22 protein-coding genes are annotated in these 24802 nt (G+C 44.2%); 5 read left to right on the forward strand and 17 right to left on the reverse strand.

Features of this window, described 5'->3' with window-relative positions:
* Window positions 1–68 precede the first annotated feature (68 nt).
* Window positions 69–1607 (forward strand): bifunctional ADP-dependent NAD(P)H-hydrate dehydratase/NAD(P)H-hydrate epimerase, encoded by a 1539-nt coding sequence (locus tag A3763_RS21880; RefSeq protein ID WP_068509107.1) that lies wholly within the window; start codon window positions 69–71, stop codon window positions 1605–1607.
* Window positions 1608–1636: 29 nt separating this feature from the next.
* On the opposite strand, the gene A3763_RS21885 is transcribed toward A3763_RS21880, so the two are convergent.
* The 6 genes from A3763_RS21885 to rpoE form a co-directional block, all read right to left on the reverse strand.
* Entirely contained in the window at window positions 1637–2119 is a 483-nt protein-coding gene (locus A3763_RS21885) for an NADAR family protein (RefSeq protein ID WP_068509096.1), read from the reverse strand.
* Window positions 2120–2241: 122 nt separating this feature from the next.
* On the reverse strand, window positions 2242–3651 hold the full coding sequence (locus tag A3763_RS21890) for a DegQ family serine endoprotease (RefSeq protein WP_068509097.1): 1410 nt from the start codon (window positions 3649–3651) through the stop codon (window positions 2242–2244).
* Between the two features lie 113 nt (window positions 3652–3764).
* Window positions 3765–4217: a SoxR reducing system RseC family protein gene (locus A3763_RS21895; protein WP_068509098.1), complete on the reverse strand. Its 453-nt coding sequence runs from the start codon at window positions 4215–4217 to the stop codon at window positions 3765–3767.
* A 10-nt stretch (window positions 4218–4227) separates the two neighbouring features.
* Complete coding sequence (locus A3763_RS21900) at window positions 4228–5256, reverse strand: MucB/RseB C-terminal domain-containing protein (protein WP_068509100.1); 1029 nt, start codon at window positions 5254–5256, stop codon at window positions 4228–4230.
* A gap of 27 nt (window positions 5257–5283) precedes the next feature.
* Window positions 5284–5934, reverse strand: a complete 651-nt coding sequence (locus tag A3763_RS21905) for a sigma-E factor negative regulatory protein (RefSeq protein WP_068509103.1) — start codon at window positions 5932–5934, stop codon at window positions 5284–5286.
* Entirely contained in the window at window positions 5934–6542 is a 609-nt protein-coding gene (rpoE, locus tag A3763_RS21910) for an RNA polymerase sigma factor RpoE (protein WP_068509108.1), read from the reverse strand. The genes A3763_RS21905 and rpoE overlap by 1 nt, the downstream gene beginning before the upstream one ends.
* Window positions 6543–6818: 276 nt before the next feature.
* On the opposite strand from rpoE, the gene nadB reads away from it, so the two are divergent.
* On the forward strand, window positions 6819–8432 hold the full coding sequence (nadB, locus tag A3763_RS21915) for an L-aspartate oxidase (RefSeq protein WP_068554718.1): 1614 nt from the start codon (window positions 6819–6821) through the stop codon (window positions 8430–8432).
* 33 nt (window positions 8433–8465) lie between these two features.
* Here the strand turns inward: nadB and A3763_RS21920 are convergent, their stop codons facing one another.
* The 4 genes from A3763_RS21920 to A3763_RS21935 all read right to left on the reverse strand — a co-directional run bounded on the left by A3763_RS21920 (window position 8466) and on the right by A3763_RS21935 (window position 16340).
* Window positions 8466–11609 carry a response regulator gene (locus tag A3763_RS21920; protein WP_068509899.1) on the reverse strand — a complete coding sequence of 1048 codons (3144 nt, stop codon included), beginning with the start codon at window positions 11607–11609 and terminating at the stop codon, window positions 8466–8468.
* A 111-nt stretch (window positions 11610–11720) separates the two neighbouring features.
* Window positions 11721–13478 (reverse strand): single-stranded-DNA-specific exonuclease RecJ, encoded by a 1758-nt coding sequence (gene recJ, locus A3763_RS21925; protein WP_197470248.1) that lies wholly within the window; start codon window positions 13476–13478, stop codon window positions 11721–11723.
* Between the two features lie 96 nt (window positions 13479–13574).
* The gene (gene thrC / locus A3763_RS21930; RefSeq protein WP_068510824.1) at window positions 13575–14969 is read right to left on the reverse strand and encodes a threonine synthase; all 1395 of its coding nucleotides are present in this window, start codon (window positions 14967–14969) and stop codon (window positions 13575–13577) included.
* 63 nt (window positions 14970–15032) lie between these two features.
* A complete protein-coding gene (locus tag A3763_RS21935; RefSeq protein WP_068510825.1) occupies window positions 15033–16340 on the reverse strand; it encodes a homoserine dehydrogenase in 1308 nt (435 codons plus the stop codon).
* Window positions 16341–16561: 221 nt separating this feature from the next.
* Between A3763_RS21935 and A3763_RS21940 the strand changes: the two genes are divergently transcribed.
* Window positions 16562–16774, forward strand: coding sequence for a hypothetical protein (locus A3763_RS21940; protein ID WP_068507676.1), 213 nt, complete (start codon window positions 16562–16564; stop codon window positions 16772–16774).
* 54 nt (window positions 16775–16828) lie between these two features.
* Here the strand turns inward: A3763_RS21940 and A3763_RS21945 are convergent, their stop codons facing one another.
* The 7 genes from A3763_RS21945 to ffh form a co-directional block, all read right to left on the reverse strand.
* The gene (locus A3763_RS21945; protein ID WP_068510827.1) at window positions 16829–17545 is read right to left on the reverse strand and encodes a DsbC family protein; all 717 of its coding nucleotides are present in this window, start codon (window positions 17543–17545) and stop codon (window positions 16829–16831) included.
* 139 nt (window positions 17546–17684) lie between these two features.
* Entirely contained in the window at window positions 17685–18569 is an 885-nt protein-coding gene (gene xerD / locus A3763_RS21950; RefSeq protein WP_068510830.1) for a site-specific tyrosine recombinase XerD, read from the reverse strand.
* Window positions 18570–18659: 90 nt separating this feature from the next.
* A complete protein-coding gene (gene rplS, locus A3763_RS21955) occupies window positions 18660–19016 on the reverse strand; it encodes a 50S ribosomal protein L19 (RefSeq protein WP_068509094.1) in 357 nt (118 codons plus the stop codon).
* Window positions 19017–19054: 38 nt separating this feature from the next.
* Window positions 19055–19828 (reverse strand): tRNA (guanosine(37)-N1)-methyltransferase TrmD, encoded by a 774-nt coding sequence (gene trmD, locus A3763_RS21960; protein ID WP_068510832.1) that lies wholly within the window; start codon window positions 19826–19828, stop codon window positions 19055–19057.
* Window positions 19829–19989: 161 nt separating this feature from the next.
* Entirely contained in the window at window positions 19990–20532 is a 543-nt protein-coding gene (gene rimM, locus A3763_RS21965) for a ribosome maturation factor RimM (protein WP_068510833.1), read from the reverse strand.
* Between the two features lie 55 nt (window positions 20533–20587).
* Window positions 20588–20836: a 30S ribosomal protein S16 gene (gene rpsP, locus A3763_RS21970; protein WP_068510835.1), complete on the reverse strand. Its 249-nt coding sequence runs from the start codon at window positions 20834–20836 to the stop codon at window positions 20588–20590.
* A gap of 183 nt (window positions 20837–21019) precedes the next feature.
* Window positions 21020–22387, reverse strand: a complete 1368-nt coding sequence (ffh, locus tag A3763_RS21975) for a signal recognition particle protein (RefSeq protein ID WP_068510837.1) — start codon at window positions 22385–22387, stop codon at window positions 21020–21022.
* Between the two features lie 85 nt (window positions 22388–22472).
* Between ffh and A3763_RS21980 the strand changes: the two genes are divergently transcribed.
* Window positions 22473–23270, forward strand: coding sequence for an inner membrane protein YpjD (locus tag A3763_RS21980; RefSeq protein WP_068510840.1), 798 nt, complete (start codon window positions 22473–22475; stop codon window positions 23268–23270).
* Window positions 23271–23302: 32 nt separating this feature from the next.
* The gene (locus A3763_RS21985; RefSeq protein WP_068510844.1) at window positions 23303–24556 is read left to right on the forward strand and encodes an HlyC/CorC family transporter; all 1254 of its coding nucleotides are present in this window, start codon (window positions 23303–23305) and stop codon (window positions 24554–24556) included.
* The last annotated feature ends 246 nt before the right edge of the window (window positions 24557–24802 follow it).

Raw genomic sequence — 24802 nt, forward strand, 5'->3', positions numbered from 1 at the left:
ATTAAATATAAATTTTGAACTGTATCATTAACTTAAGCTTTTCGACGCCCTATCAGATGGAACCCGATATGCCTGAAACAAAACTTCCCAGTGAATTATTCCTCAGCCAGCAGGTAAGAGATATCGATAGTTCGGCTATCAACAGGCATGGAATCAAGGGCTTTTCGCTCATGAACAAAGCAGCGAAATTTAGCTTCAATATACTATTAGAACGATTCCCCAACTGCCAGAAAGTCACAGTATTATGCGGCAGTGGAAATAATGCCGGAGATGGCTATATTGTCGCTGCGCTAGCCAAAGCTTATGGAATTGCATGTAATGTCTACTTTCTTTCGCCTCCAGATAAACTTGTCGGTGATGCGCAAAGTGCATACCAGATGTGCTTAGCAGAAAACGTAAGCTGCGACCACTACTCAGACAAAAGTCTAGCATCAGAGACCGACAATCACATTATCGTCGACGCTCTATTAGGTACCGGTCTTAACTCCCCTGTCAGAGGCCTGTATGCTGACGCTATTGAAGCAGCAAATAAATCTACTGCCCCGATATTAGCGATTGATATTCCATCGGGCTTAAATGCCAATACGGGCAGTATAATGGGCACCGCAATCGAAGCCGACTGCACTGCGAGTTTTATTGCCCTAAAACTGGGCTTATTTACCGCTGAAGGTCAACACTATACTGGCGAACTATATTACGACGACCTGGAGGTGCCAGCCAAAATTATTAATGAGCAGACGCCTATCGCTCATTGCTTGTCACTGCAGAAATTACTAGATCAAGTTTCTGTCCGGCCCCGCCATTTTCACAAAGGTAATTGTGGGCACACCCTCATTGTCGGCGGAGACCGGGGCTATGGTGGCGCGGTACTCATGGCTGCTGAAGCAGCACTTCGCTGCGGCTCAGGCCTGACGAGCGTTATCACCCATCAAGACCACTGCTCTGCATTGCTATCACGCACACCAGAGGTCATGGTCACCTCTACTGAAAATACTCAACAAGTTGAGCAATTGCTGGACGCGGCAACGGTAATTGTAATCGGTCCGGGCCTTGGTAGATCTGCATGGTCAGAAAAGTTACTGCAAAGGGTTATTAAGCTCGATAAGCCGCTGGTGCTAGATGCAGACGCCTTGAATATCTTGACTAACAAACAGAATTGGATCAACTCGGTTGATAAGGAAAATCAAGGTAAACGCATATACACTCCCCACCCTGGTGAAGCTGCGCGACTGCTCGGGCATGGTAGCGCTGGCCTAATCCAGCAGGATAGGCTTCATGCAATCACTGAGCTCTCCAATAAGCTTGGTGGACATATTCTATTAAAAGGCAGTGGAAGCTTACTTGCCAGCAAAGGCGAAACAATCAGCATTTGCCCTTATGGCAACCCAGGCATGGCAAGCGGGGGAATGGGAGACGTACTAAGTGGAATAATTGGCAGCTTGGTCGCTCAAGGCTTCGATGAGGGCTTTGCCTTGCGTTTAGCAACCACCCTACACGCTCGTGCAGCAGACATTGCTGCCAAACAATCTGGCGAACGTGGCTTATCTGCATGCGATTTGATACCAGTCGTCAGATCGCTACTCAACAAGCTAAATTACGAGCTATAGGTATGACGAGAAAATCTTATGCCTGAATCTTAGTTTTGTTTTTCTCGACCTTCCTGATTCAGTTTTGACCTAACGTCCATCAAAACCTTGCCGTAAGTATTTTCGGCTCGGCGGTCACGACCACAACCCCAATAATAATCGTATTGGCTATTTTCCAGTATCTTCCTGCTACCGCTATCTAAAAGAAGCTGAGCGACCTGAGGATGGCTACGACAATAAGTATAAACCGCTCGCGTCATAACCGTTCGTTTGACTTGAGCCCAGTCTTTTCGAACTTTATGAAAGCGAGATCTACCCATGCGCCTCGCCTGTTTGGCGGTTGACGATTTCCGGATCTTTTCAAAGTAGGAAGGAGAAGTTTCCTGAAACTTCATCGCCTGATAGTAATGCTCGATACTCGGCCACAATAAACCCTCGAGTAAAAAAGAAGCCAGCTTATGAGTACCAAGCGCTTCGTCTTCATTGCTACGTGATAGAAATAATGCATCTTCGTCTAAATCAGGAAATAACAAATTTTTTACTCTTGGACTGTTGAAAAAGCCATCATACCCGATACGTCTTGATCAAAACAGTGGTGAGCGTACACTCGAAGTTACCGAGCGTACTCACCACTTAAGGCGTTCAATGACTCTGTCTAATCTTTAACACGAATAACAATAAACGAAGGACTTCCTTGACGAACGATCAATGCCGGAACAGCTCTATCTGAAGGAAGACTCTCTACCACCTTTTGAAATTCTTTTACCGACGTGAATTTCTGGTTATTGAGTCGAGTGATGATATCACCCTGTTTAATCCCTGCTTCACGTGCTGCACCCGACTCTACCTGGATAACATGAACACCGCCATCCAAATTCAAATCATCCAAGGTCTCATGATCAAGTTCTCGCACTTTAATGCCAATACGGTTCGTCTTCTCTACCTGAGGTTTATTTTGTAAAGCGCTCGCACTTTCGTCAGTCGGAAGCTCACCAATCTCGACACTCACTGATTTCTCATCTCCATCACGAACAACTTTTAGTTTGGCCTTGTCACCAACCTTTGTTCGCCCTACCAGCTGCGGTAGTTCAGATGAGAAATCAATCTCTTCTCCTTCATACTCGATAATTACATCACCAGTTTGAATACCTGCTTGGTCTGCAGGCGAGTCCTCAACCACCTGAGCAACTAAAGCACCGTAAGGACGATCCAAACCAAAGGAGTCAGCAAGATCTTTGTTAACTTCCTGGATCAAGACCCCTAACCAACCACGCGCGACATAACCTTGGCCTTTGAGCTGAGCTACGACCTCCATTGCGACATCAATTGGAATCGCAAAAGAAACGCCCATAAAGCCACCTGAACGAGTATAAATTTGAGAATTAATACCAACAACTTCACCATCCATATTGAATAGTGGGCCGCCAGAATTACCTGGATTAATCGCTACGTCAGTCTGAATAAAAGGTACATAATTTTCGTTAGGGAGGCTACGCCCCTTGGCACTAACAATTCCGGCAGTAACGGTGTAATCAAAACCAAAAGGAGACCCTATAGCAAAGACCCACTCACCAACCTTAAGCGGCTTTGACTTACCCAACTTAACTGCTGGCAAATCATCTGCTTCAACTTTCAAAACGGCCAGGTCTGAACGTTTGTCAGCGCCAATGAGTTCAGCTTTTAATTCACGTCGATCACTAAAACGAACATAAATTTCATCAGCACCATCGACGACGTGGTTATTAGTTAGAATAATGCCATCTTCACTTGCGATAAAGCCTGAGCCCATCGACTGCATACGCTTCTTGCCGTTAGGCTTTCCTGATTTTGGTGGGCCGCCAAAGAAATGCCGGAAGAACTCCGGGATTTGCTCCATATCACCCTGAAACTGGAACTGGGAAGGTCGCTCGGCATGGCTAACCGTACTAATATTAACGACCGATTCCGCATGCTCTTCAACTAACTCGGTAAAATCCGGCAGATCTGCAGCATGGCTAGAGAGACTCAATACACTGATTGCAGCCATCAAGAATAGCAAGGAGCTGAGTTTATTTATGTACTTCATGAAGAATCCTCAAGAGAGTATGTAGTTAGAACGTACCCTCATTTTTGAGGCCGAAGGGCTAGTTTTCAACTTAAAAATACGTAACGGGGGAGCAAGGTTAAAGAGGAAAAATACTAGTCTATAGCCCGGTCTACGGCTACAATATGTGGCTGAAAGTCTGGATCACTTTTATGCTCGCTAGCAAAACGTCTAGCCAAATAAAGCCCTAATCCAAAGCCACAAATGGACGCCAGCAAGGTCGCGGCATCATTTAAGGCTAAATAACTTTCCGCAAGCACAGCACAAAGAATCATTAAAACCAAGGGAAGCACATACATCACGAGGGAGGCCTGCAGGAAAGTTTTCTCTGGAACTGCGAGGGTTACATAATCCCCTACTTGTACATCAAACTCGTTATCAAGCTCAAACTCAATACATTTTCGTTGGCTACTATCATTGACTAGCTTTTGGCCACAGCCCGCTTTCATCTGGCAACTCTCACAGGCACTTTTTCTATCGATACGAACCGATATACGCCCATTAGTTGTTGAGTCATCAGCAATGACTATAGCTTGTTCTTTAATCATTAAACTAACCTTACATGATCGGTTTGACTGATTTCGCAACCTTCATTGCAGTCATAGCAGGAACTTCGCCAACAACCGTCACATGATAGTCATGACCATCAACACTGTGATCAGTTGAATAGGCAGTTGTTGCACCCACCTGTGTCGCACCTTCAGGCATAGTTCCCTTATCAACCGACTCGATAAATATACTGAAGGTTGCCAGGCCATCACTATAGACCATTACATGCTCACCTTCTTTTGCCTCTCCATTTATCTTTTCATAGCCATTAGGCAAAAATTCAACTTGCCACATCAGGGAACGCGACCAGGACATACCTTTGTCTGCCGTTTTGATCATTTCATGCTTAATCGCTTTCCCTGCCCCCATTACATCGAAAACGGTCGAGTCAATATTATTTGGGTACTCTACATGTGTGTATTGGAAACGCTCCAAGGCTTTATGCTCTTGGTCAATTAACTCAGACTTTAGGAGCAGGCCTTTCTCTTCATCTATCCATAGCTTATAGCTATAACGTTCATCGTCATTGGCAGATATTTCCACCACAACACATGAACGCTCTATCATTCTCTCTTTCCCCTTAAGAACTAAAGAGTAATGACTCTTACCAGGCATAAAACCAACAAACTTATTAGTAAAGTTATTGGAAAGAGGACTGTTTTCTACCTCTACAACTCTGTTATTCGGAAAGACGCACATTACCCGCTCACCATCACGGACAATTTCGCCCATCTCGCCATCGAGTTGCTTTAAGCGCTCTTTCTCAAGACCCTTCTCGTACTGGTGAATAACACTCATGGTACTCGACATAGCACCTCTCGAGAACATAAAGCGTCCACGATAGTTCTGCTCTACAGAGGCTTGTTGCATAAACATCAACCAATCAATTGCTTCCCAGGCGCTGCGCTCCTTTGGAAACTGATAAGTCCATTCCTCCTTGGCGCCTTGAGCATAGAGCGGCGCACCGACAAGACAAAAAAGTAGCAACAACCCACGCAGAAGAACTTTAGTATTAAGCTTATTCAAATCAATTAACATGATGATATTTTCACTTCCAAGCTCAGCTTATATTCCAACAGAATTGACACTTGCAACCCTAGCCAAAGGCATAAAACCAGACTGAGTACCACGTATCGAGTGTTCAGCATGCCTCAGTAAATACTGACTAAAATGACGCGCCTGCTCTTCAGTCATCTCAACAACAACCTTAGGCTCTTGCGCAGAAACTTTAAGCAGCGCACCTTCAGCAGAAATATTCGCAGCAGTGCTTTGTATTTCATCATTCAGTTCAGTCGTACCTTGAAAAGCAAAAATAAAGGCAAAAGCGACACTGGCCGCTAAGGCAAGCCAAGCACGACTTCCGCCTCTTTTGCTCGACGATTCAGAGCTATCATCAAGAAGCGGAACAACTTTTTGATCCTCACGGCGATCAGCAAGATTCTGAGGGACAGTACCTTCTACGCTATCCATCTCGGTACTCATATCGAGTGAAGGTTCAGCTGCATTGTCCCGGATTGCCGCAGCCACCCCGGCACTAATATCAATATTGAAGTGGCTTTCACTATCTCGTTTCAGCACCTGACGCGCCTCATGATAGCGCCCCCACAGTAGCTGCACCTCTTGTTCATCGGAGTGACCGAGTATTCGCTGAAGTTCCAGCTCATTTGACTCATCATCCATCAACGCTGATATAGACTCTCTTAATCTCTCGTCCATTAATCACCTCTCATGGCTTTGATCTCATTATCAATCGCTTCTCTAGCCCTAAATATACGCGACCTAACAGTTCCAACCGGGCATTCCATCACCGCCGCAATTTCGTCATAACTTAAATTATCAAACTCCCTTAGCGTCAAAGCGATGCGCAAATCTTCAGGCAGCTTTTTAATCGTATTCTTGATCACAGCTTCCAACTGGTCTTTACTCAACAACTGTTCAGGTGATGCGGTATCTTTTAAAGCACTGGCATTTGGGTTTAACTCCGCACCCTCAAGCTCACAATCACTTGACGGGGGTCTCCGACCTTTGGATTGAAGGTAGTTTTTAGCGCAGTTTATAGCAATACGATAAACCCAGGTATAAAAGGCACTATCCCCTCTAAACCTGTCTATTGCTCGGTAGGCCTTTATAAAGGCTTCTTGGGTTACATCAGCGACTTCATGGTAATCACTAACATAGCGAGACACGACTGCTGCAACCTTGTTTTGGTACTTTATGACCAGTAAATCAAAGGCTGCTTTATCGCCCCGCTGCACACGGACCACTAACTTCTGATCTATACTCGTGTCAGCGTCAGTTTTTTCAGGCAGTGTGGTATGAGTCATATTTTTAGTTTTTTGTTGAAATATCACTACATTATCGCTCAGAGCCTCGAAAATTAAAACGCCTTCTCGCTGTTTTAACACTTCTTTACCCTGCTCTACATGACTCAAACATTGTTTAAAATTATTGACTGTCACACCTATGTCCCACTTTGTCATTCTATGCGCTTCGATCTTTAAGCGCTAATCGCTATCTCTATAGAATTGAGACATTTCATTTACAAATAAGTTCAATATCTAAATAATAGCGGCCGTTAACTTATTGAATGAGTACCGATAATGTCTTCTTCCTATACCTATGATGTTCTAATAATTGGCAGCGGCGCCGCTGGACTAAGTGCTGCTCTCGGTTTGAATAAAGACTTATCTGTTGCAGTGATATCAAAGGCAGGTCTATCTAGCGGCTCGACACCTTGGGCGCAAGGCGGAATTGCAGCGGTGCTCAGCGAGAAAGATGATATCGAGTCTCATATCAGAGACACACTTAATGCAGGTGCTGGTTTATGTCACGAAGACGCAGTCAGGCAGACTGTAGAAAACGGCAGACAGAGTGTCTCCTGGTTAGTTGATCAGGGTGTTGACTTTACCAAGATGGACAACGCTGAAGAAGACACTTATCACCTAACCAAAGAAGGTGGTCACAGTCACCGCCGCGTGATTCACGCGGACGATGCGACTGGCTTGGCAATCTCTACAGCACTTTGTTCGCAGGCAGAGTTAGCAGAAAATATCGATATTTTTGAAAACAGGGTTGCGGTCGACCTTATCACACACAAAAAGCTTTTCTTACCTGGCAATCGCTGCGTCGGGGCTTATGTACTTAACCAGTCCAGCGATCATGTCGAGCTATTCAAAGCACGATTCGTCGTACTGGCAACTGGCGGCGCAAGCAAAGCTTACCTATACACAAGCAACCCTGACGGCGCCAGCGGTGATGGCATTGCCATGGCCTGGCGTAGTGGTTGCCGCGTGGCCAATATGGAGTTCAACCAGTTTCACCCTACCTGCCTTTACCACCCACAAGCTAAGTCCTTTTTGATAACTGAAGCGGTACGTGGCGAAGGTGGAAAGTTGTTACTGCCAAATGGCGAACGATTTATGCATCGTTTTGATAAGCGAGAAGAATTAGCGCCGCGTGACATTGTCGCTCGAGCTATTGACCATGAAATGAAACGTATCGGTGCCGACCATCTTTATCTTGACATTAGCCACGAGCCAGATGATTTTATCAAGTCTCACTTCCCGATGATTTATGAGACTTGCTTGAAGTTTGGTATCGATATCTGCCACCAGGCAATTCCCATCGTCCCTGCTGCACATTATACCTGCGGAGGCATTATGGTGGACCACCGAAGCCGTACTGATGTTAATCAACTCTATGCAGTTGGCGAGGCGTCGTTCACGGGTTTACATGGCGCAAACCGAATGGCCAGCAACTCCCTGACTGAATGTATCGTTTATGGACAGGCAGCAGCCAATGATATCAATAGAAAGTCTGCAGATATTCCCGAGCCACCCGATGCCCCTTTATGGGATGAGTCCCAAGTAACCGATTCTGACGAGGATGTTGTAATTTCGCATAATTGGGATGAGTTAAGGCGCTTTATGTGGGATTACGTCGGCATTGTTCGAACGAATAAGCGGCTTCAGCGAGCAAAGCACCGTGTTGATCTTTTACATCAAGAGATACTTGATTATTACAGTAACTACAGCGTGACGAATGACCTGTTAGAACTAAGAAACCTTGTCACGGTTGCAGACCTGATCATTTGCTCCGCAATCCAGAGAAAAGAAAGCCGAGGCCTTCACTATACACTAGACTACCCGGAGCGACTCCCCAGTGCCAAGGATACGGTTTTAACCCCCACTAATTATTCCACCCGAGACTGGTAAACCGAACTAGAACTTTATATCGGCTTACTTAGTTTAGGAAACCTGCTCATCGTGTTTTGGAGCAAGCCACCGACGAATGGTCTGCTCTAACTTATCTTTTTCCACCGGTTTGCTCAAATAGTCATCCATACCGGCCTCTATACACTTCTCGATATCACCTGACATAGCATTAGCAGTAACAGCAATGATTGCGGGCTGCACAAGCCCTTGAATAGCCCTAATATTACGAGTAGCCTCTAGACCATCCATTCTTGGCATTTGCCAGTCCATCAAAATCAAATCGTAATGAGATTTTTGAACAGCCTCCAGTGCTTCAACACCATCGTTGGCGATATCAGCTTTCAGATTCAAATAGTCAAGCATTATCATCAATACCTGCTGATTAACCTTATTATCTTCGACGACTAATATTTTACTATGAGGCGCAAAGCCCAAGTCTTCACCATGTTGAACATTATCAAGCTTGATGTTATCGCTCTCATGACTTCCATCATGACAGGTAATTTCTGCTAATAATTCATCATACCTTAGTGGTTGAGACAAAAAGCTGATTCTAAAACGCCCTGAGAAAGAAGGATCTTTAATCTCACTGCATTCATCCTTATCAGTCATTAAAACAGTTTTATGGTTTTTAAGGGGGTCAGGCAGCTGGGATTCCATTGACTCGAGTTCATATAGCAAGGTGGAATCAACCGATACTGTTACCAAGGAATCAGGGCTTTCTTTAGCCAACACTGACAACCAGGATGAGACACTAACGAAGGTTTCAAATTCAATCTTTGCTGCTCTAAAATACTGTTCCAGCACACTGTTTTGGAAGTGATCCTTGCCTTCCAGCAATAGAACTTTAGTCGGCAATGCAGTTTTTCTTTGAGCGTCATGTAGTACTACATTTTTGTCTTGCTGGCATTGCAGTTTGAGTTTGAAAATAAACGTTGTGCCAATACCTTCTTCACTTCTAAAGTCTACGCTACCACCCATCAACTCAGCCAAGTGCTTACAAATAGTCAACCCTAAGCCCGTACCGCCATACTTTCCAGTTGTCGAAGAGTCACCTTGAACGAAAGGAGTAAACAGCTTACTTTGCGCAGTTTTTGATAGCCCTATACCGGTATCTCGAACTTCCACAATTAGCTGGGTATTGTTGTCATTCTGGTAAGCCGATTCCAACCACAATTCAACTCGCCCGGAACTGGTAAACTTGACCGCAGTTGCAGCAAGATTCAGAATAACCTGTCGTATTCTATTCGGGTCGCCTTTGACCCAGCGATTGATATCTGGAGATAGATAATAAATAAATTCCAAACGCTTTTCTTGTGCCTGAAAATTGATTAGATCTGCACAGTCATCAACTACCTGACGCAAATCGAAAGGAATGCTTTCTAGATCTAACTGATTCGCCTCGATCTTAGAAAAGTCCATTATATCGTTAATTAAGGACAATAAAGCCTGAGCTGAAGAGTTGATAACATTTACAAACTTATCCTGCTCAGCATCGAGTTTGGTTTTCTTTAACACATCCGACAAACCAATGATGGCATTCATTGGCGTTCGAATATCATGACTCATGGATGCGAGAAAAATATTTTTACTTCTGTTAGCGCTTTCAGCAACTTCTCTGGCGTCATCCAACTGTGAGTTTCGCTGCTTAAGCTCATCTAAGGTTTCACTCAGCTGAGAGGTACGAATATTAAACCAGCTCGCTAACTGGGAAAGTTCGCTACTGCTAGGTATTTTCAGACGCGTTACGTAATCTTCACGGCTAACAAGCTTTCTCACCTGCTGGGTCAGCTTATTAATAGGCTCCATGAAGACCAGGTTGAAGAAGATAATATAAGAGAGAGCACTGAAAACTAACAGTACTAAGAGATTGCTTAATAGGCCGTCAGATATTTCATCTACTACCGCAATACTATACCGGGCAGGCATAGATAGTACGATCTTCCAGCCAATATTGGGAAGGCTCAAGACTCTGATTGATGAAGCCTCTAATAGAATAGGGTCATCTTTCAAGATTAGTGGTTTATTTGTTGAGGCTTCAAACCGCAAACCTAACAAGAAAGCGGCTATCGTAGAGCCTTCTTCAACTTCAACCTGATAAGATTCTTCAGCCAGCACCTCTGCTAAGCGTTTAACTTCAGCACTGAATTTATCATCACCTGCCCCATTACTGAGCGAAGTACTTACCGTTTTAAGGTAACTTTCTATTTGCTGGAAACCGGAGTTAGTTGCTGAAATGTCTGACATAGTCGGATATTCATGTTTGACGAAGCCTTTGAGGTCTAGGAACTGAGCTTGCTTATTAACTTCGACTGGGAATGACAGTAAGCGATTATTTCGATCTAAGGCAAAAGCATAGCCCCCAATTAATTTTGCCTGCTCAGACATAAACTCAGACAAGCCAGTTAACCTTAGATCGATTGTTGCGACACCCTTGAAAACGCCATTCTCGAACATTGGCACCGTACAAGTTACCATCGGTTCTAATGAATAAGGGTCCATATAAGACTTTGACCAGTAAGCACGCCCGTGTTTTAAATAACGGGCAGGAACATACCATTCTTCGTTGTGGTAGCCATTCCCTTTGGGGTCGTTGTAATCGTCGAAATACTCTAAGACACCTTGCTCATTTCTCCCCCAAAAAAAGGACCGACGTTCCACGCCTTCTTTGAACTGATTGGGTTCGGGCCAAACACCACCACCGGCAACAAGCTTTGACATTCCCGCTTGATCAATAACCTTTGGCAATAAATCTTTAAATGTAGCAACATCTTTGGAAAGCGAGACACCGAGTTTTGCTAAAGTCGTGGTCAATGTCTCAGTCGCAACAAGGCGTTGTTGCAGCTTTAAAACAATATTCTGGCCAATCTCTCGATTTAGCTTTTCAGCCTGCTCGGAAATGACCTGCTTGCCTTTTGTCTGAGTCACAAAATAGCTGGCGGCTACAACTGCTGCGATAAACAGAACAAGGCCCAAGCTCATTTTAAAGATCAAACTGCTGAAGACTCTATTTCTGGGACCTACATGTGCACTTCGTTCAGCTCTAGCACAGTCATCCTGGTGCTGAGTATGCTTATTAGTTGAAAGATCTTCTGATAGTTCTTTGGTGATTTGTTCCGTTCTTGGATCTCTTCGCTTCATTGAAGGGCCAACAACTTTCTTACTTTCCTGCTTCATAGCACTCGTTCTTTCGTCCAAGAAATATGGAAAAAGTATAGGCAATAGATTGGTAAAAGAGAAATTCGAAGCTCTATTCCAAAGAAAGAACGCCTGCTTTTACGATAATAATCATGAAACTGGCTCTAAATACTCAATAATATATTGAACACTTACTCGCCCTCGAAACTCGTTTATTCCCGGTTTAAAGACCACTCTAGCCATTTCAGGCAAGTGCTGACTTACCCATGGACTATTAAATTGAATCGCGTCAAACAACTCATGACCACCTTCCATTTTTAATACTAGCTTGAGGTGTTTTTCTTTTAATACTCTGCTCTGTACCAATTCAAAGGTATTTTCAAAACAAGGTTCTGGAAAGCGTTGACCCCAAGGCCCAGCAGCTTCAAGCTCTCTTATTTGCTGAACTGTTGACTCATACTCATTCAATGGGCCATCGGTAAGGATAACCGACTCCATATCCTCTTCCCTCAATAACTCTCTTACGACTTGGTCAAACGCTTCATTAAAATGCGGATAGCTCGCTTCATCAATCGACAAACCCGCCGCCATCGCATGGCCACCAAACTTTTTAATCAGCTCTGGGTGGCGCTTAGATACCAGGTCCAGAGCATCGCGCATATGAAGCCCGGGTATAGAGCGCGCAGATCCTTTTAGCTCCCTATTCTGAATCAGCGGATCATCGCTAGCAGGCGCAAAAGCGATTACGGGCCGATGAAATAGCTCTTTGATACGTGAAGCTAATATCCCAATGACACCTTGGTGCCAATGTGGCTCATATAAGCTCAACCCCCACGACAAGTTCTCAAGAGCCAAGCTTTCCGTAGACTTGTCCAGAATGCTTTGTACCTGGGCTTCAGCATCCTGTTTCATTTCGGCTTCAATGCGCTTGCGCTCGACATTCAGCTGGTCCAGGCGCTGCGCGATAGACATTGCCCTAACCTCGCTATCAGCTAATAGGCATTCGATACCCTGTGACATATCATCAAGGCGACCCGCCGCATTTAGCCGCGGACCAACGATAAACCCCATATCACTCGATTTAACGCCCGACAACTCCTTACCCGCGAGCGACAAAAGCGCTTTGATTCCAGGACGACAATAACCTGCCCGAATACGTTTAAGCCCTTGGGAAACCAGTACGCGATTGTTGTGATCGAGCGCCACCAGATCAGCGACAGTCCCCAAAGCAACCAAATCAAGATATGAAGCCATATTGGGTTCTTTAAGCTGTCTCTGTTCAAACCATTGTCTCTTTTTAAGCAAGGTTCTAAGACTACTTAAAACATAAAATATAACCCCTACCCCTGCGGCATTTTTGCTGGGAAATTCACAACCGAGTTGATTTGGATTCACGATTGCATCAGCTTTAGGTAGGGTATCTCCCGGCAAGTGATGATCAGTAACCAAAACCTTAATACCGAGTGACTTGGCCCGCTCTACGCCTGCTTCACTAGCAATACCATTATCAACAGTAACGATTAGGTCAGGCTTTAATTTTGCAGCATAGTCAACGATTTCTGGCGTCAGGCCATAGCCGAATTCAAAACGGTTGGGCACAATATAAGAGCACTCTTTCGCCCCCATCTCTCGAAGTACAAGAACAGCCAAGGCTGTACTCGTCGCACCATCGCAGTCAAAGTCTCCAAGAATTAAGATATGCTGCTGTGCAACGAGCGCATTATATAAAACTTCAAGCGCCTCGTTCAGGCCTTTTAGAGAAGATGATGATTCCAGGTCAGCAAGTTGATAGCTTAACTCTTTCGCACTGTGCACCCCTCTCGCCTGATAAATCCGGCTTAATAATGGCGAAAACCCGTCCATCACCGGAGCCCCTTCCGAGAGCGTGCGTCTAACTATTTTCATCATTGGAGCCTGTTTGGTAAAAGTAAGAACCGACGAAGTGAATTACATAAGCCACAAAAAAGCCGGAACAGCGTCCGGCTTTTTTAATCACAGATATGCTTAGCCGCGTCTGTGCTTTGCGACAAAGGCATGTACTTTAGCCATGTCATTTGGAAGAACCTCATAACGCTCTTCCCTATCATAAAGGTCTTTCATATGGTGGGGAAGCTCTGGCGCTACATCAAGCCCGGACTTCTCGACAGCTTCAGGAAACTTAACAGGGTGTGCAGTAGCCAAGGTAATCATTGGTATACTGCCATCACGGCGGCACTCGCGTGCGGCACCCACACCAATAGCAGTGTGTGGATCAATCAAGTATTCAGTCTCTTCGTAAACATCCTTAATCAACTGACATGTTTGCTCATCATTCAGAGACCAGCTATCAAAGAGCTTTCTGGCAGCACGCCAGCGATACTCTTCTACGGAACCTTCGTCAGTTTTCCAGGATTCCATCTGCTTCGCCAAAGCCTTTCCGTCGCGTCCATATAAGTCGAACATTAAACGCTCAAAGTTGCTTGAGACCATAATATCCATACTTGGGGAAAGTGTGTGCTCTAAAGGCTGCATTTTATAGTGATTAGCACTGATAAAACGATGCAGAATGTCATTTTTGTTAGTAGCAACAACTAACTGACTAATAGGTAAACCCATATTCCGAGCTAAGTAACCCGCAAAAATATCGCCAAAATTACCAGTTGGAACCGAAAAAGCAACACTCCTATGAGGGCCACCAAGCGCTAAGGATGCACTGAAGTAATAGACAATCTGAGCCATAATTCGCGCCCAGTTTATTGAATTCACAGCAACCAGGCGAGTACCTTCTAAAAAGGACTGGTCAGCAAAGCTGTTTTTAACCATGTGCTGACAGTCATCGAAGTTACCTTCAATAGCAATGTTGAAAACGTTATCACCCAATACCGTCGTCATTTGTTTACGCTGTACATCCGATACTCTGTTATGCGGATGCAAAATAAAGATGTCGACGTTGTCGCAGTGTTTACAGCCTTCTATCGCGGCAGAACCAGTATCGCCAGAAGTCGCACCCATAATAACTACACGCTCATTTCTTTTCTTAAGCACATAATCCAACAAGCGACCTAGTAGCTGTAAGGCAAAGTCTTTAAATGCCAGTGTAGGACCGCGGAATAACTCCATCACCCACTCGTTAGCATCCACTTGCACTAAAGGTGCGACGGCAGAGTGATCAAACACCTCATAGGTTTTTTCAACCATGTCCCTGAAATCATCTTCAGGAATTTCACCTTCAACAAAGGGGTACATAACATTGAAAGCTAACTGAGAGTATGGAAGGCCTGCCCAGGATGCGATTTCTTCCTGAGTAAAACGAGGTAAGGTTTCGGGTACATAGAGCCCACCATCTGGCGCTAAACCAGTCAACAAAACATCTTCAAATGATAAAGGGGGCGCTTCGCCGCGTGTGCTAATATATTTCACGTTTATCTATCCAAGCAAAATTTCTATCGTAAACAAGAAGGCTCTGCCTTCAGGTTCTTCTAATTAATGGTTAAAGTGCTCAACGCGTATCTTCACGACTTCTTTTCTTGTCGTTTCAAGCGCTTCTATCTGCTCTATAGCAGTATTAATTTGCTTCTCTTGCACTTCATGGGTCAATAATACAAGCGGAATGCAATCACCCTCTCGGTCGGTTTCTTTTTGCATCACTGACTCAATATTAATCCCCAGGTCACTCATAATCGACGCGATCTTGGCCAATACGCCCGGGTGGTCCTCAGCAGTAACACGCAAGTAATACGCAGAAGATATTTCTTCGATTGGCAGTACCGATAAGTCTTGAATCTTGTCAGCGCTGAAGCCAAGGTAAGGAACCGGTACAAAGCCTTTATTATCGCCTATTCGTGCGATATCAATAATATCCGCAATTACCGCTGAAGCTGTTGCTTCTGAGCCAGCACCGGCACCATAGTACAATGTTTGACCAACCGCATCACCATCGACCAATACCGAGTTCATTACGCCATCGACTTTAGCGATCAGCTGGTCCTGAGGGATTAACGTCGGATGAACTCGAAGCTCAAAACCATTTTCATGCTTACGCGTAATACCCAAGTGCTTTATGTTATAACCTAAAGCATCGGCATTAACGACATCAGCTGGTGCAATTTTACTAATGCCTTCAGTAAAGGCTTTTTCAAACTCTAAAGGAACACCAAACGCTGCGGATGCCAGAATAGTTAACTTATGCGCAGCATCAATACCTTCGACATCAAAGGTTGGATCTGCTTCAGCGTAACCAAGATCTTGCGCTTCTTTTAACACATCTTGGAAATCTCGCCCTTTGTCCTTCATTTCCGTAAGAATAAAATTTCCTGTACCGTTGATGATACCCGCAAGCCAATTAACCTTGTTTGCAGCTAAACCTTCTCGAAGCGCTTTTATAATCGGAATTCCACCAGCGACCCCCGCCTCATAGGCAACAACTACTTTATGCTCGGCAGCCAGCGCAAAAATTTCGTTTCCGTGCTCAGCTATAAGCGCTTTGTTAGCCGTGACAACATGCTTGCCATTTTTAATCGCAGCACAAACAATGTCTTTAGCAAGATCATAGCCACCAATTAATTCTGCTACCACATCCACATCAGGGTTATTGACAACATCCATTACATTCGTCGAAAATTCGATACCGCTAAGGTCACAATTATCTTTAAGCTTTCTAGAGGCGACTTGAATCACCTCAACCTGACAGCCTGCTCGGGCAGTAATATCCTGTTGATTTCGTTTCAAGACATTAATCACGCCACTAGCGACGGTACCTAGACCACATATTCCAATCTTAACGGAGCTCAAGATATATTCCTCACGATCACGAATTCATTCTGACTTAAAGCAAAGCAACGACTAAATAGCTGCTACCCTGTAGCCTTAAAATATTTTGGCGGATAGTATACCTTTTCATCAAAGAAAAAGAATGGCACCACAACTTATTTTGAGACCCGCATATTTTTTACTAGCAGATCATTTCTTCACAGCTATACTTCTGAAAACTTAAATAAACAAGAATCAAATCCATGACTAAATACTTAACCGGCATCTGCTTTATTATCTTCAGCACCTTACTTTCTTCATGTGGTGGCGCCTTTAGCGGCTATAGTGACGCGGAACTTAGAAAAGCTTATCGTGACTGTGACTACAACAAACTTTCTCCAGCCGGAGCTCAGCGCTGCAACAACATCAAAAAAGAATGCGACTCACGCAGAAAAGACAAGGGGTTTAGGTGTTAAATTCGACAGCGATAAAAAAAGGCCCGATGAGGGCCTTTTTTTATTAGCTAGCAACTATAGAACACCAAGCGCTTTCCCAAGTTTTTGGGCATTTAAATAACCTGGAATTAAACGACCACTTTCTAAAACAATTGCCGGCGTGCCACTTATTCCCATTGCCTGCCCTAACATATACTGGTCCTGTACAGGGTTGGCGCAAGTCTTTTCGGGAATTGACTTACCATTCTTAGCATCAGTCATCGCTTCGAGCTTATCTTCAGCACACCATGCTGATACGTATTTACCATATGAGTCACTCCCAACACCTGCACGCGGATATGCCAGATAACTAACCTCTATCCCCATATCATTCAAAGCTGGAATTTCTCTATGAAGCTTACGGCAATAACCACAATCAATATCAGTAAATACTGCTATACGAGCCTTGGTTTCACCCTTTGCAGGAAATACAATTTTATCCTTACCCTGAACTGAAGAAATTTGCTCAATTCTGGCGGTCTCGCGACGCTTTTCAGTCAGGTTTTCAATTCGCCCTGTCTTCGTTGCATACAGATCACCGGTTAGAAAGAACTTACCATCAGAACTGACAAATAAAGCTTCACCTGAGTAGGTTGTAACCCGGTACATACCAACAATCTCACTCATCTCGACCGAGCTCAATTTCAAACCCGGCATTGCCTCGGATAAGCTTTTTCGAACCTGAGCCTCATCAGCATTCGCCGTGAGCGAAAACAGCAGACTTAGACAGATAATATACCGAACTAAACGCATACAAACCTCTATAATTAAAACCTATGTAAGGCTTGGCAAAAAACCAAGCCGTTTTTTAATTGAACATTATTTGTATGACAAGCTAAACGGAATTAAGTTCATCTACAAGAACTTATCGTTAACATTTTGTTATGTAGTACTAGGCTCTAGGATGAAAATCTTGATGTAAATCGTATAAGCGCTGTTTAGCTATATGAGTGTAAATCTGAGTTGTTGACAAATTTCCATGCCCCAGTAATAGCTGTACAACACGCAAGTCTGCACCATGATTCAAGAGATGAGTTGCGAAAGCATGTCTTAAGGTATGAGGTGATAATTTTTTGTTAATACCGGACTCAATCGCATACTTTTTAATTCGATGCCAGAATGTTTGCCTTGTCATTTGCTGTGATCGAGAACTTGGGAAGATGACGTGACACCCAGATGAGCCCGCTAGCTCTGGCCTGGCTTTCGACAAGTATTCGTCCAGCCAATCCAAGGTCGGCTCCCCCACAGGAACCAAACGCTCCTTACCACCCTTTCCAAATAAACGAATTAAGCCTTGCTGGACATTTAGTTGCTCAAAATTCAGGGATACCAATTCTGACACCCTTAGGCCGGAGCCATACATAACCTCTAACATTGCCCTATCACGCAAGCCAAGCACCTCAGAAACGTCCGGAGCCGCCAATAACTTCTCAACCTCTGCTTCAGTAAGAGAACTGGGCAGCATACGCGGCAACTTGGGGTTATCTATATTGAGTGTTGGGTCTATGGCGATTATGTTTTCGCGCACTAGAAAGCGGTAGAAGCGCCTTAAACAGGATAATAAGCGTGAACTGGACGAAGACTTAAGCCCTCTTTCCAAGCAGTCCGATAGATAATCATAGATATCACTTTCGCCAGCCTGATGTAGCTCTAAAGTGCGCTTTTTATGGAGCCACGAAGCAAATTGCTTTAAATCGGATCGGTAAGCAGACAAGCTATTGTCACTTAGCCCATTCTCTAGCCACAAAGTGTCAAGAAAACGCTCTGTATACGTCATCACCCATTCACCACCAAGGAGAAAGCAAAAAAGGCAAGCGCCCTAAAGCCACTTGCCTTTTTTAAAAGATAAATTAAGCAGTATTAAAACTTAGCTCAACTTCTCTTTAATTCGAGCAGCCTTACCACTTAGCTCACGCAAGTAGTACAACTTAGCCTGACGAACATCACCACGACGCTTAACTTCGATGCTATCAACCTGCTTACTGAAAGTCTGGAATGTTCTCTCAACACCAACACCGTAAGAAATCTTACGAACCGTGAAAGAAGAGTTAAGACCACGGTTGCGCTTAGCGATAACAACACCTTCATAGGCCTGTAGACGCTCACGGTTACCTTCTTTAACTTTTACTTGAACAACGACTGTATCACCAGGGCCGAATTCTGGAATCTCTGCCGTCATTTGCTCAGCTTCTAAGGCGCTGATAATGTTATTCTTGCTGCTCATTTTACACTCCTAAAAATGATAAACCTAAAGCCTCAGGCCTACCGATTCACTTCTCTAATAAATTCTTGCAACAGAGTCTGCTGCTCGCTATCTAATTCTATTTTGTCCAGCAACTCTGGACGTCGCTGCCATGTTCGCCCCAAGGATTGTTTAAGGCGCCAGCGGCGAATTTTTTCATGATTACCCGACATCAAAACATCAGGAATCGGCTTACCCATAAAAACTTCTGGACGAGTATAGTGAGGACAATCCAACAAACCACTAGCAAACGAATCCTCGGTTGCCGACTCACTATGCCCCAATACCCCAGGTATTAACCTGGAAATGGTATCCAGCAATACCATTGAAGCAAGCTCACCACCACTCAATACGAAATCACCAATTGATATTTCTTCATCAATTTCAGCTTCGATTAAGCGCTCGTCAACTCCCTCATATCGACCACAGACGCAAATCAATCCGTCATATTCAGCCAGTTCCACAGCTTTCTTATGGTCTAGGCGCTGTCCTTGAGGTGACAGGTATACAGTACGTAGTGATACCACCTTCTCGGGCTGATCGTGCTTTAGGTCCTGCACCATCTTTGCCTTAGCGTCGTGAATAGCATCCTGCAAAGGCTGCACTTTCATCAACATTCCCGGGCCACCACCATAAGGTCTATCATCGACCGTACGGTGCTTATCATGGGTGAACTCTCGAGGATTCCAATAATCCAGAGCTATTAGCCCTTTCTTTACTGCCCGCCCAACGACACCATGATCTTCTAGAGAGCGAAACATTTCAGGAAAAAGCGTAACCAGTCCAAAATGCATACATTCACATCTCTAAGCCAGTCACACCACATTGACCAGCAAGTTTCTATCTTTGCACCACTTAAAGAACCAATCCCTTATGCCAGAACTGATTTACAGAACTGATTAAGTAGTGCCTATATAAAAACGCCCCGCAAGTACCGCAATCAGCGCTTTACAAACTAAAACTCCGGATCCCAATCAACTTCAATGGATCCTGCTTCCAGATCTACCGCCAAGACAACCTGATCTGGCAAGTAAGGAATTAATCGCTCCCTACCGTCCAAGCTATCCTTACACTTTTTTACTACCAAAACATCGTTAGATCCGGTTTCAATCAAATGATCAACACGACCAAGTAAAACCTTCTCTTCTACATCAGACCCTGAAGCAAATACTTTCAGACCTTGAAGCTGATGCCAGTAGTAATCACCGCTAGGCAGTTCCGGCAATTCTTCTCGAGGTACAGAAATCAACGAACCACAATACTGCTTAGCCTCATCGCGATCATGACACCCCTTTAACTGGGCGACCAGACCATTGCCATGAGCTTTGCAGCTAAGCACGGTTACCGATCCGTTCTTGCTGCCACCTTCGAGAGTCCAATTTTTATATTGGCAAATATTTTCTTTAGGCTGAGTATAGGAAAACACCTTCACCCAACCCTTAACACCGTATACCGAGGTAATCTTACCCATTACAGCTTTTTCTGTAGCTTTGCTCATGAGTAATTATTTCCAGCCGGTATCAATGTTAGCTTTCCAGACTACTTAAACGGCCTTACGCAGCTTTAGCAGACTCTTTCAAAAGTGTCTTAACTCGGTCAGAAGTCTGAGCACCTTTATCTAACCAGTGCTGAACACGGTCAGAATCAACTCTTAAACGTTCTTCCTGGCCACGTGCCAAAGGATTGAAAAAACCAACACGTTCCAAATAACGACCATCACGTGAAGAACGGCTGTCTGTAACTGTTAGATGATAAAATGGGCGCTTCTTAGAGCCACCACGAGATAAACGGATAGTAACCATTCGTTGTAAATCCTGATTCCAGTTAAAAAATTCCCACACCACACCCGCAAAGCAGGATGACGGCGCTCGAAAGGGCGCATATTCTAGAGCATTACTCTAGAATTGAAAACACTAATTTCTGTTTTTTTACAATATCGCAATAATTCAGAGCGCCCTGCTGCGATTTCCAGTTTTTCTTAACACTTAAAACGGTCCACCGCCGCCTGGAGGCATCATTCCTTTCATCCCCCTCATCATCGACGCCATACCGCCTTTAGAAGAAAATTTCTTCATCATCTTTTGCATTTGCTTGTGCTGCTTTAACAGACGATTAATATCTTGAATCTGCGTACCTGAACCTGCCGCTATACGACGTTTTCTAGAATTGTTAACAGTATCAGGGAAGCGACGTTCTTTGGGCGTCATCGAGGATATAATCGCTTCCATCTGCCCTAAAGACTTATCATTAACTTGCTGTTGTGCAGCCTCTGCCATCTGCCCCATACCCGGCAACTTATCCAGCAAATTACCAACACCACCCATGTTTTTCATTTGTTGCAACTGGTCGCGAAAATCTTCTAAATCAAAGGATTTACCCTTTTTGATCTTTTTAGTAAGTTTTTCAGCTTTCTTCTTATCAAGATTACGCTCAGCCTCTTCAATCAGAGTCAGAACATCACCCATCCCCAAAATTCGAGAAGCCAAACGATCCGGATAAAACGGCTCTAATGCATCGACTTTTTCACCCATCCCCATAAACTTGATAGGCTTGCCGGTAATATGGCGCACAGACAATGCCGCACCACCACGGGAGTCGCCATCAGCTTTTGTCAGAATAACACCCGTCAATGGCAGAGCCTCATCAAAGGCCTTCGCAGTATTTGCTGCATCCTGCCCCGTCATAGAGTCAACAACGAATAAGGTTTCTACCGGAGTAATCGCCTGATGCAACTCTTTAATCTCAAGCATCATTTCATCATCTATAGCCAATCGACCCGCTGTATCGACAATCAAGACATCGCAAAAGGTTTTCTTGGCTTCAGATATCGCTGCATTAGCAATATCGATTGGTTTCTGATCAGTGGTGCTCGGGAAGAAGTTCGCTCCCACCTCTCCAGCCAATGTTTCAAGCTGCTTGATCGCCGCAGGACGATAAACATCCGCACTCACAACCATTACCTTTTTCTTTTCCCGCTCAGACAAGTGACGAGCCAGCTTGGCAACAGAGGTAGTCTTACCCGCACCCTGTAAACCCGCCATCAAAACAACAGCCGGAGGTTGGGCATTTAAACTCAAGCCTTCTGACTGAGCCCCCATCATTTCAACCAGCTCAGCATTCACTATCTTAATAAATGCCTGACCGGGCGATAAGCTACGCATGACTTCATAACCAATCGCGCGCTTTCTAACCTGCCCAATAAATTGTTTAACGACTGGCAAAGCCACATCAGCCTCAAGCAATGCCATTCGAACTTCTCTCAAAGTTCCTTTAATATTATCTTCAGTTAAGCGGGCTTTGCCGGTAACTTTTTTAAGACTCTCTGATAAGCGATCGCTCAGATTTTCAAACATGTTTAATCTCTATATTATTGCTATGTAATTGCAAACGGCGCATTATAACCATTTAACAGCCATAAGTTGAACATCAAGCTAAATAATGAATATCTTTGTACTCAGTTTTTTGTCGGTCGGACTGTATTTCACAGGGACAATCTATCAAACCCTCGTGTATCTCAGAAAAATTAATGCCAAGCACTTCATCTCCCTTTTAATCGGAGCCAGTGCGGCAAGCTTGCAGCTAATAGTTACTTTAGAGCAAACCTTCCGTGACAACTACGCCGCCTTTAGCTTCTCAAACTCAGCATCACTTATCGCCTGCGTTATTGTTATCGGGCTTTTATTGGCATCCAGCAGAAAACCACTCCAAGCAATTTTTCTTGCCGTTTACCCTTGCGCTGCACTTAGCGTAATCACCCTACTCGCCTTTAACGACAGCAGCCAATCATTCTCACCACAAAGCAGCGGCATCTTTATACACGTTATATTATCACTCATTGCCTACAGCGTCTTTTCGATTGCCGCCGTACAAGCATTACTTGTTCATATGCAGAACAACAACCTAAAGAAGCGAAACCACACTATACTAATGCGCAATTTGCCGCCACTCCTGACCATGGAGAACTTACTGTTTGAAATGCTATGGAGCGGCACTATCCTGCTTGCTCTTGCCATTCTCGCCGGTTTCATTTTTGTCGATGACCTATTCGCTCAACACTTGGCACACAAAACCGTTTTATCAATTCTTGCTCTGCTCACATTCTCTGCACTACTCGCAGGCAGAAAAATTTATGGCTGGAGAGGAATCACAGCCAGCAAATGGACACTTTGGGGCTTTAGCCTTCTAATGCTAGGTTTTTTCGGTAGCAAGCTAGTTCTTGAAACAATAAGCAAATAACCCGACAACCTTCATATAAACGGTAAACAACATTGAACGACGCCTCTATACCTTCTCTATTACTATTTCTGCTTTTTCTAATCATTTTATCTGGTTTTTTCTCTAGCTCAGAAACTGGCATGCTGTCGCTCAATCGCTACAGACTTAAACACCTAAAGAAAAATGGCCATAAAGGCGCGGAGAAAGCCAGCAATCTACTAGATCGAACCGATCAATTAATTAGCGTCATCCTAATTGGAAACAACTTTGTAAACATACTAGCCTCGTCAATAGCAACGGTCATTGCCATTCGACTATGGGGTGACGCAGGCATCGCAATTGCAACCGCAATCTTGACGCTAGTTATACTAATTTTTGCTGAGATAACACCTAAAACCATTGCAGCCTACCACCCGGAAAAGGTTGCCTTTCCCGCCGCACACATACTAAAACCTCTACTAAAGCTACTCTACCCAGCTGTCTGGTCAGTTAACCTTGTTACTAACTTCCTATTAACAAAACTCGGCTTTAGTACAAACGGAGAAGAAGAAAACCACCTAAGCCGAGAAGAACTGAGAACACTTGTTAATGAATCTAGCACCTTGATCCCACGCAAACACCAGGAAATGCTACTGGGGATTCTAGACCTAGAGAAAGTCACCGTTAACGACATCATGATTCCCAGAAACGAGATTGTTGGCATCGATATAGACGATGACCTGGATGATATTTTTCAGCAACTAAAAACCACCCAACACACACGCCTCCCCGTATACAAGGGCGATATAAACAACATCATTGGCATCCTACACCTTCGCAGCATGACTCGCGTACTTTCAAATGACGAACCGAACAAAGCCATGCTACTTCAAGCTTGCAGAGAACCTTACTTCACTCCTGAGAGTACTACACTCAACACCCAGCTAATACACTTCCAGCGGGAGAAACGTCGAATTGCCATTGTAGTTGATGAGTATGGCGACGCTCTCGGCATTGCCACAATGGAAGATATTCTGGAGGAAATTGTTGGGGAGTTCACTACTGATTACTCTTCAAGCAGCAGCCAAGACATCACACCTCAAGAAGATGGTTCATTTCTCATCGATGGCACAGCCACGATTCGAAATATTAACAAAACACTTGGCTGGAACCTACCTGTCAACGGTCCGAAGACACTTAACGGCTTGATAACGGAAACTCTCGAAACCATACCTGACACCCCCGTTTGCCTTTACCTTCAGCATCACCGGACAGAAATCAGACAAATCAAGGATAACGTCATTAGAACCGCCCAAATTTCACCATAGAAACTGAAAAAACAAACGCACCACTCATTTTTTTTGTCTTATGTAATAATTTGTTATTTTTTTTATATATATTTGCTTTATAATCTCAGGATTGATATAGAAGTAGTAATAATTTTTATATTGCGGGTAAGATGTACCTGCTTTTGTTCAGTGCCTTTATTTTTGTTAAGCATTGAAAGTCATTCAGCATACGGGAAAGGACGATGAATAAGTCATCTAGCGTTAGCTTTNTCGGAGATCGCAATA

This window comes from Oleiphilus sp. HI0128 (assembly GCF_001635365.1).

Coding starts and splice junctions, on each gene's coding strand:
- A3763_RS21880 (WP_068509107.1), top strand. CDS start 69: ATGCCTGAAACAAAACTTCCCAGTGAATTATTCCTCAGCCAGCAGGTA.
- A3763_RS21890 (WP_068509097.1), bottom strand. CDS start 3,651: ATGAAGTACATAAATAAACTCAGCTCCTTGCTATTCTTGATGGCTGCA.
- A3763_RS21895 (WP_068509098.1), bottom strand. CDS start 4,217: ATGATTAAAGAACAAGCTATAGTCATTGCTGATGACTCAACAACTAAT.
- A3763_RS21900 (WP_068509100.1), bottom strand. CDS start 5,256: ATGTTAATTGATTTGAATAAGCTTAATACTAAAGTTCTTCTGCGTGGG.
- A3763_RS21905 (WP_068509103.1), bottom strand. CDS start 5,934: ATGGACGAGAGATTAAGAGAGTCTATATCAGCGTTGATGGATGATGAG.
- rpoE (WP_068509108.1), bottom strand. CDS start 6,542: ATGACTCATACCACACTGCCTGAAAAAACTGACGCTGACACGAGTATA.
- nadB (WP_068554718.1), top strand. CDS start 6,819: ATGTCTTCTTCCTATACCTATGATGTTCTAATAATTGGCAGCGGCGCC.
- A3763_RS21920 (WP_068509899.1), bottom strand. CDS start 11,609: ATGAAGCAGGAAAGTAAGAAAGTTGTTGGCCCTTCAATGAAGCGAAGA.
- recJ (WP_197470248.1), bottom strand. CDS start 13,478: ATGATGAAAATAGTTAGACGCACGCTCTCGGAAGGGGCTCCGGTGATG.
- A3763_RS21940 (WP_068507676.1), top strand. CDS start 16,562: ATGACTAAATACTTAACCGGCATCTGCTTTATTATCTTCAGCACCTTA.
- A3763_RS21945 (WP_068510827.1), bottom strand. CDS start 17,545: ATGCGTTTAGTTCGGTATATTATCTGTCTAAGTCTGCTGTTTTCGCTC.
- xerD (WP_068510830.1), bottom strand. CDS start 18,569: ATGACGTATACAGAGCGTTTTCTTGACACTTTGTGGCTAGAGAATGGG.
- rplS (WP_068509094.1), bottom strand. CDS start 19,016: ATGAGCAGCAAGAATAACATTATCAGCGCCTTAGAAGCTGAGCAAATG.
- trmD (WP_068510832.1), bottom strand. CDS start 19,828: ATGCATTTTGGACTGGTTACGCTTTTTCCTGAAATGTTTCGCTCTCTA.
- rimM (WP_068510833.1), bottom strand. CDS start 20,532: ATGAGCAAAGCTACAGAAAAAGCTGTAATGGGTAAGATTACCTCGGTA.
- rpsP (WP_068510835.1), bottom strand. CDS start 20,836: ATGGTTACTATCCGTTTATCTCGTGGTGGCTCTAAGAAGCGCCCATTT.
- ffh (WP_068510837.1), bottom strand. CDS start 22,387: ATGTTTGAAAATCTGAGCGATCGCTTATCAGAGAGTCTTAAAAAAGTT.
- A3763_RS21980 (WP_068510840.1), top strand. CDS start 22,473: ATGAATATCTTTGTACTCAGTTTTTTGTCGGTCGGACTGTATTTCACA.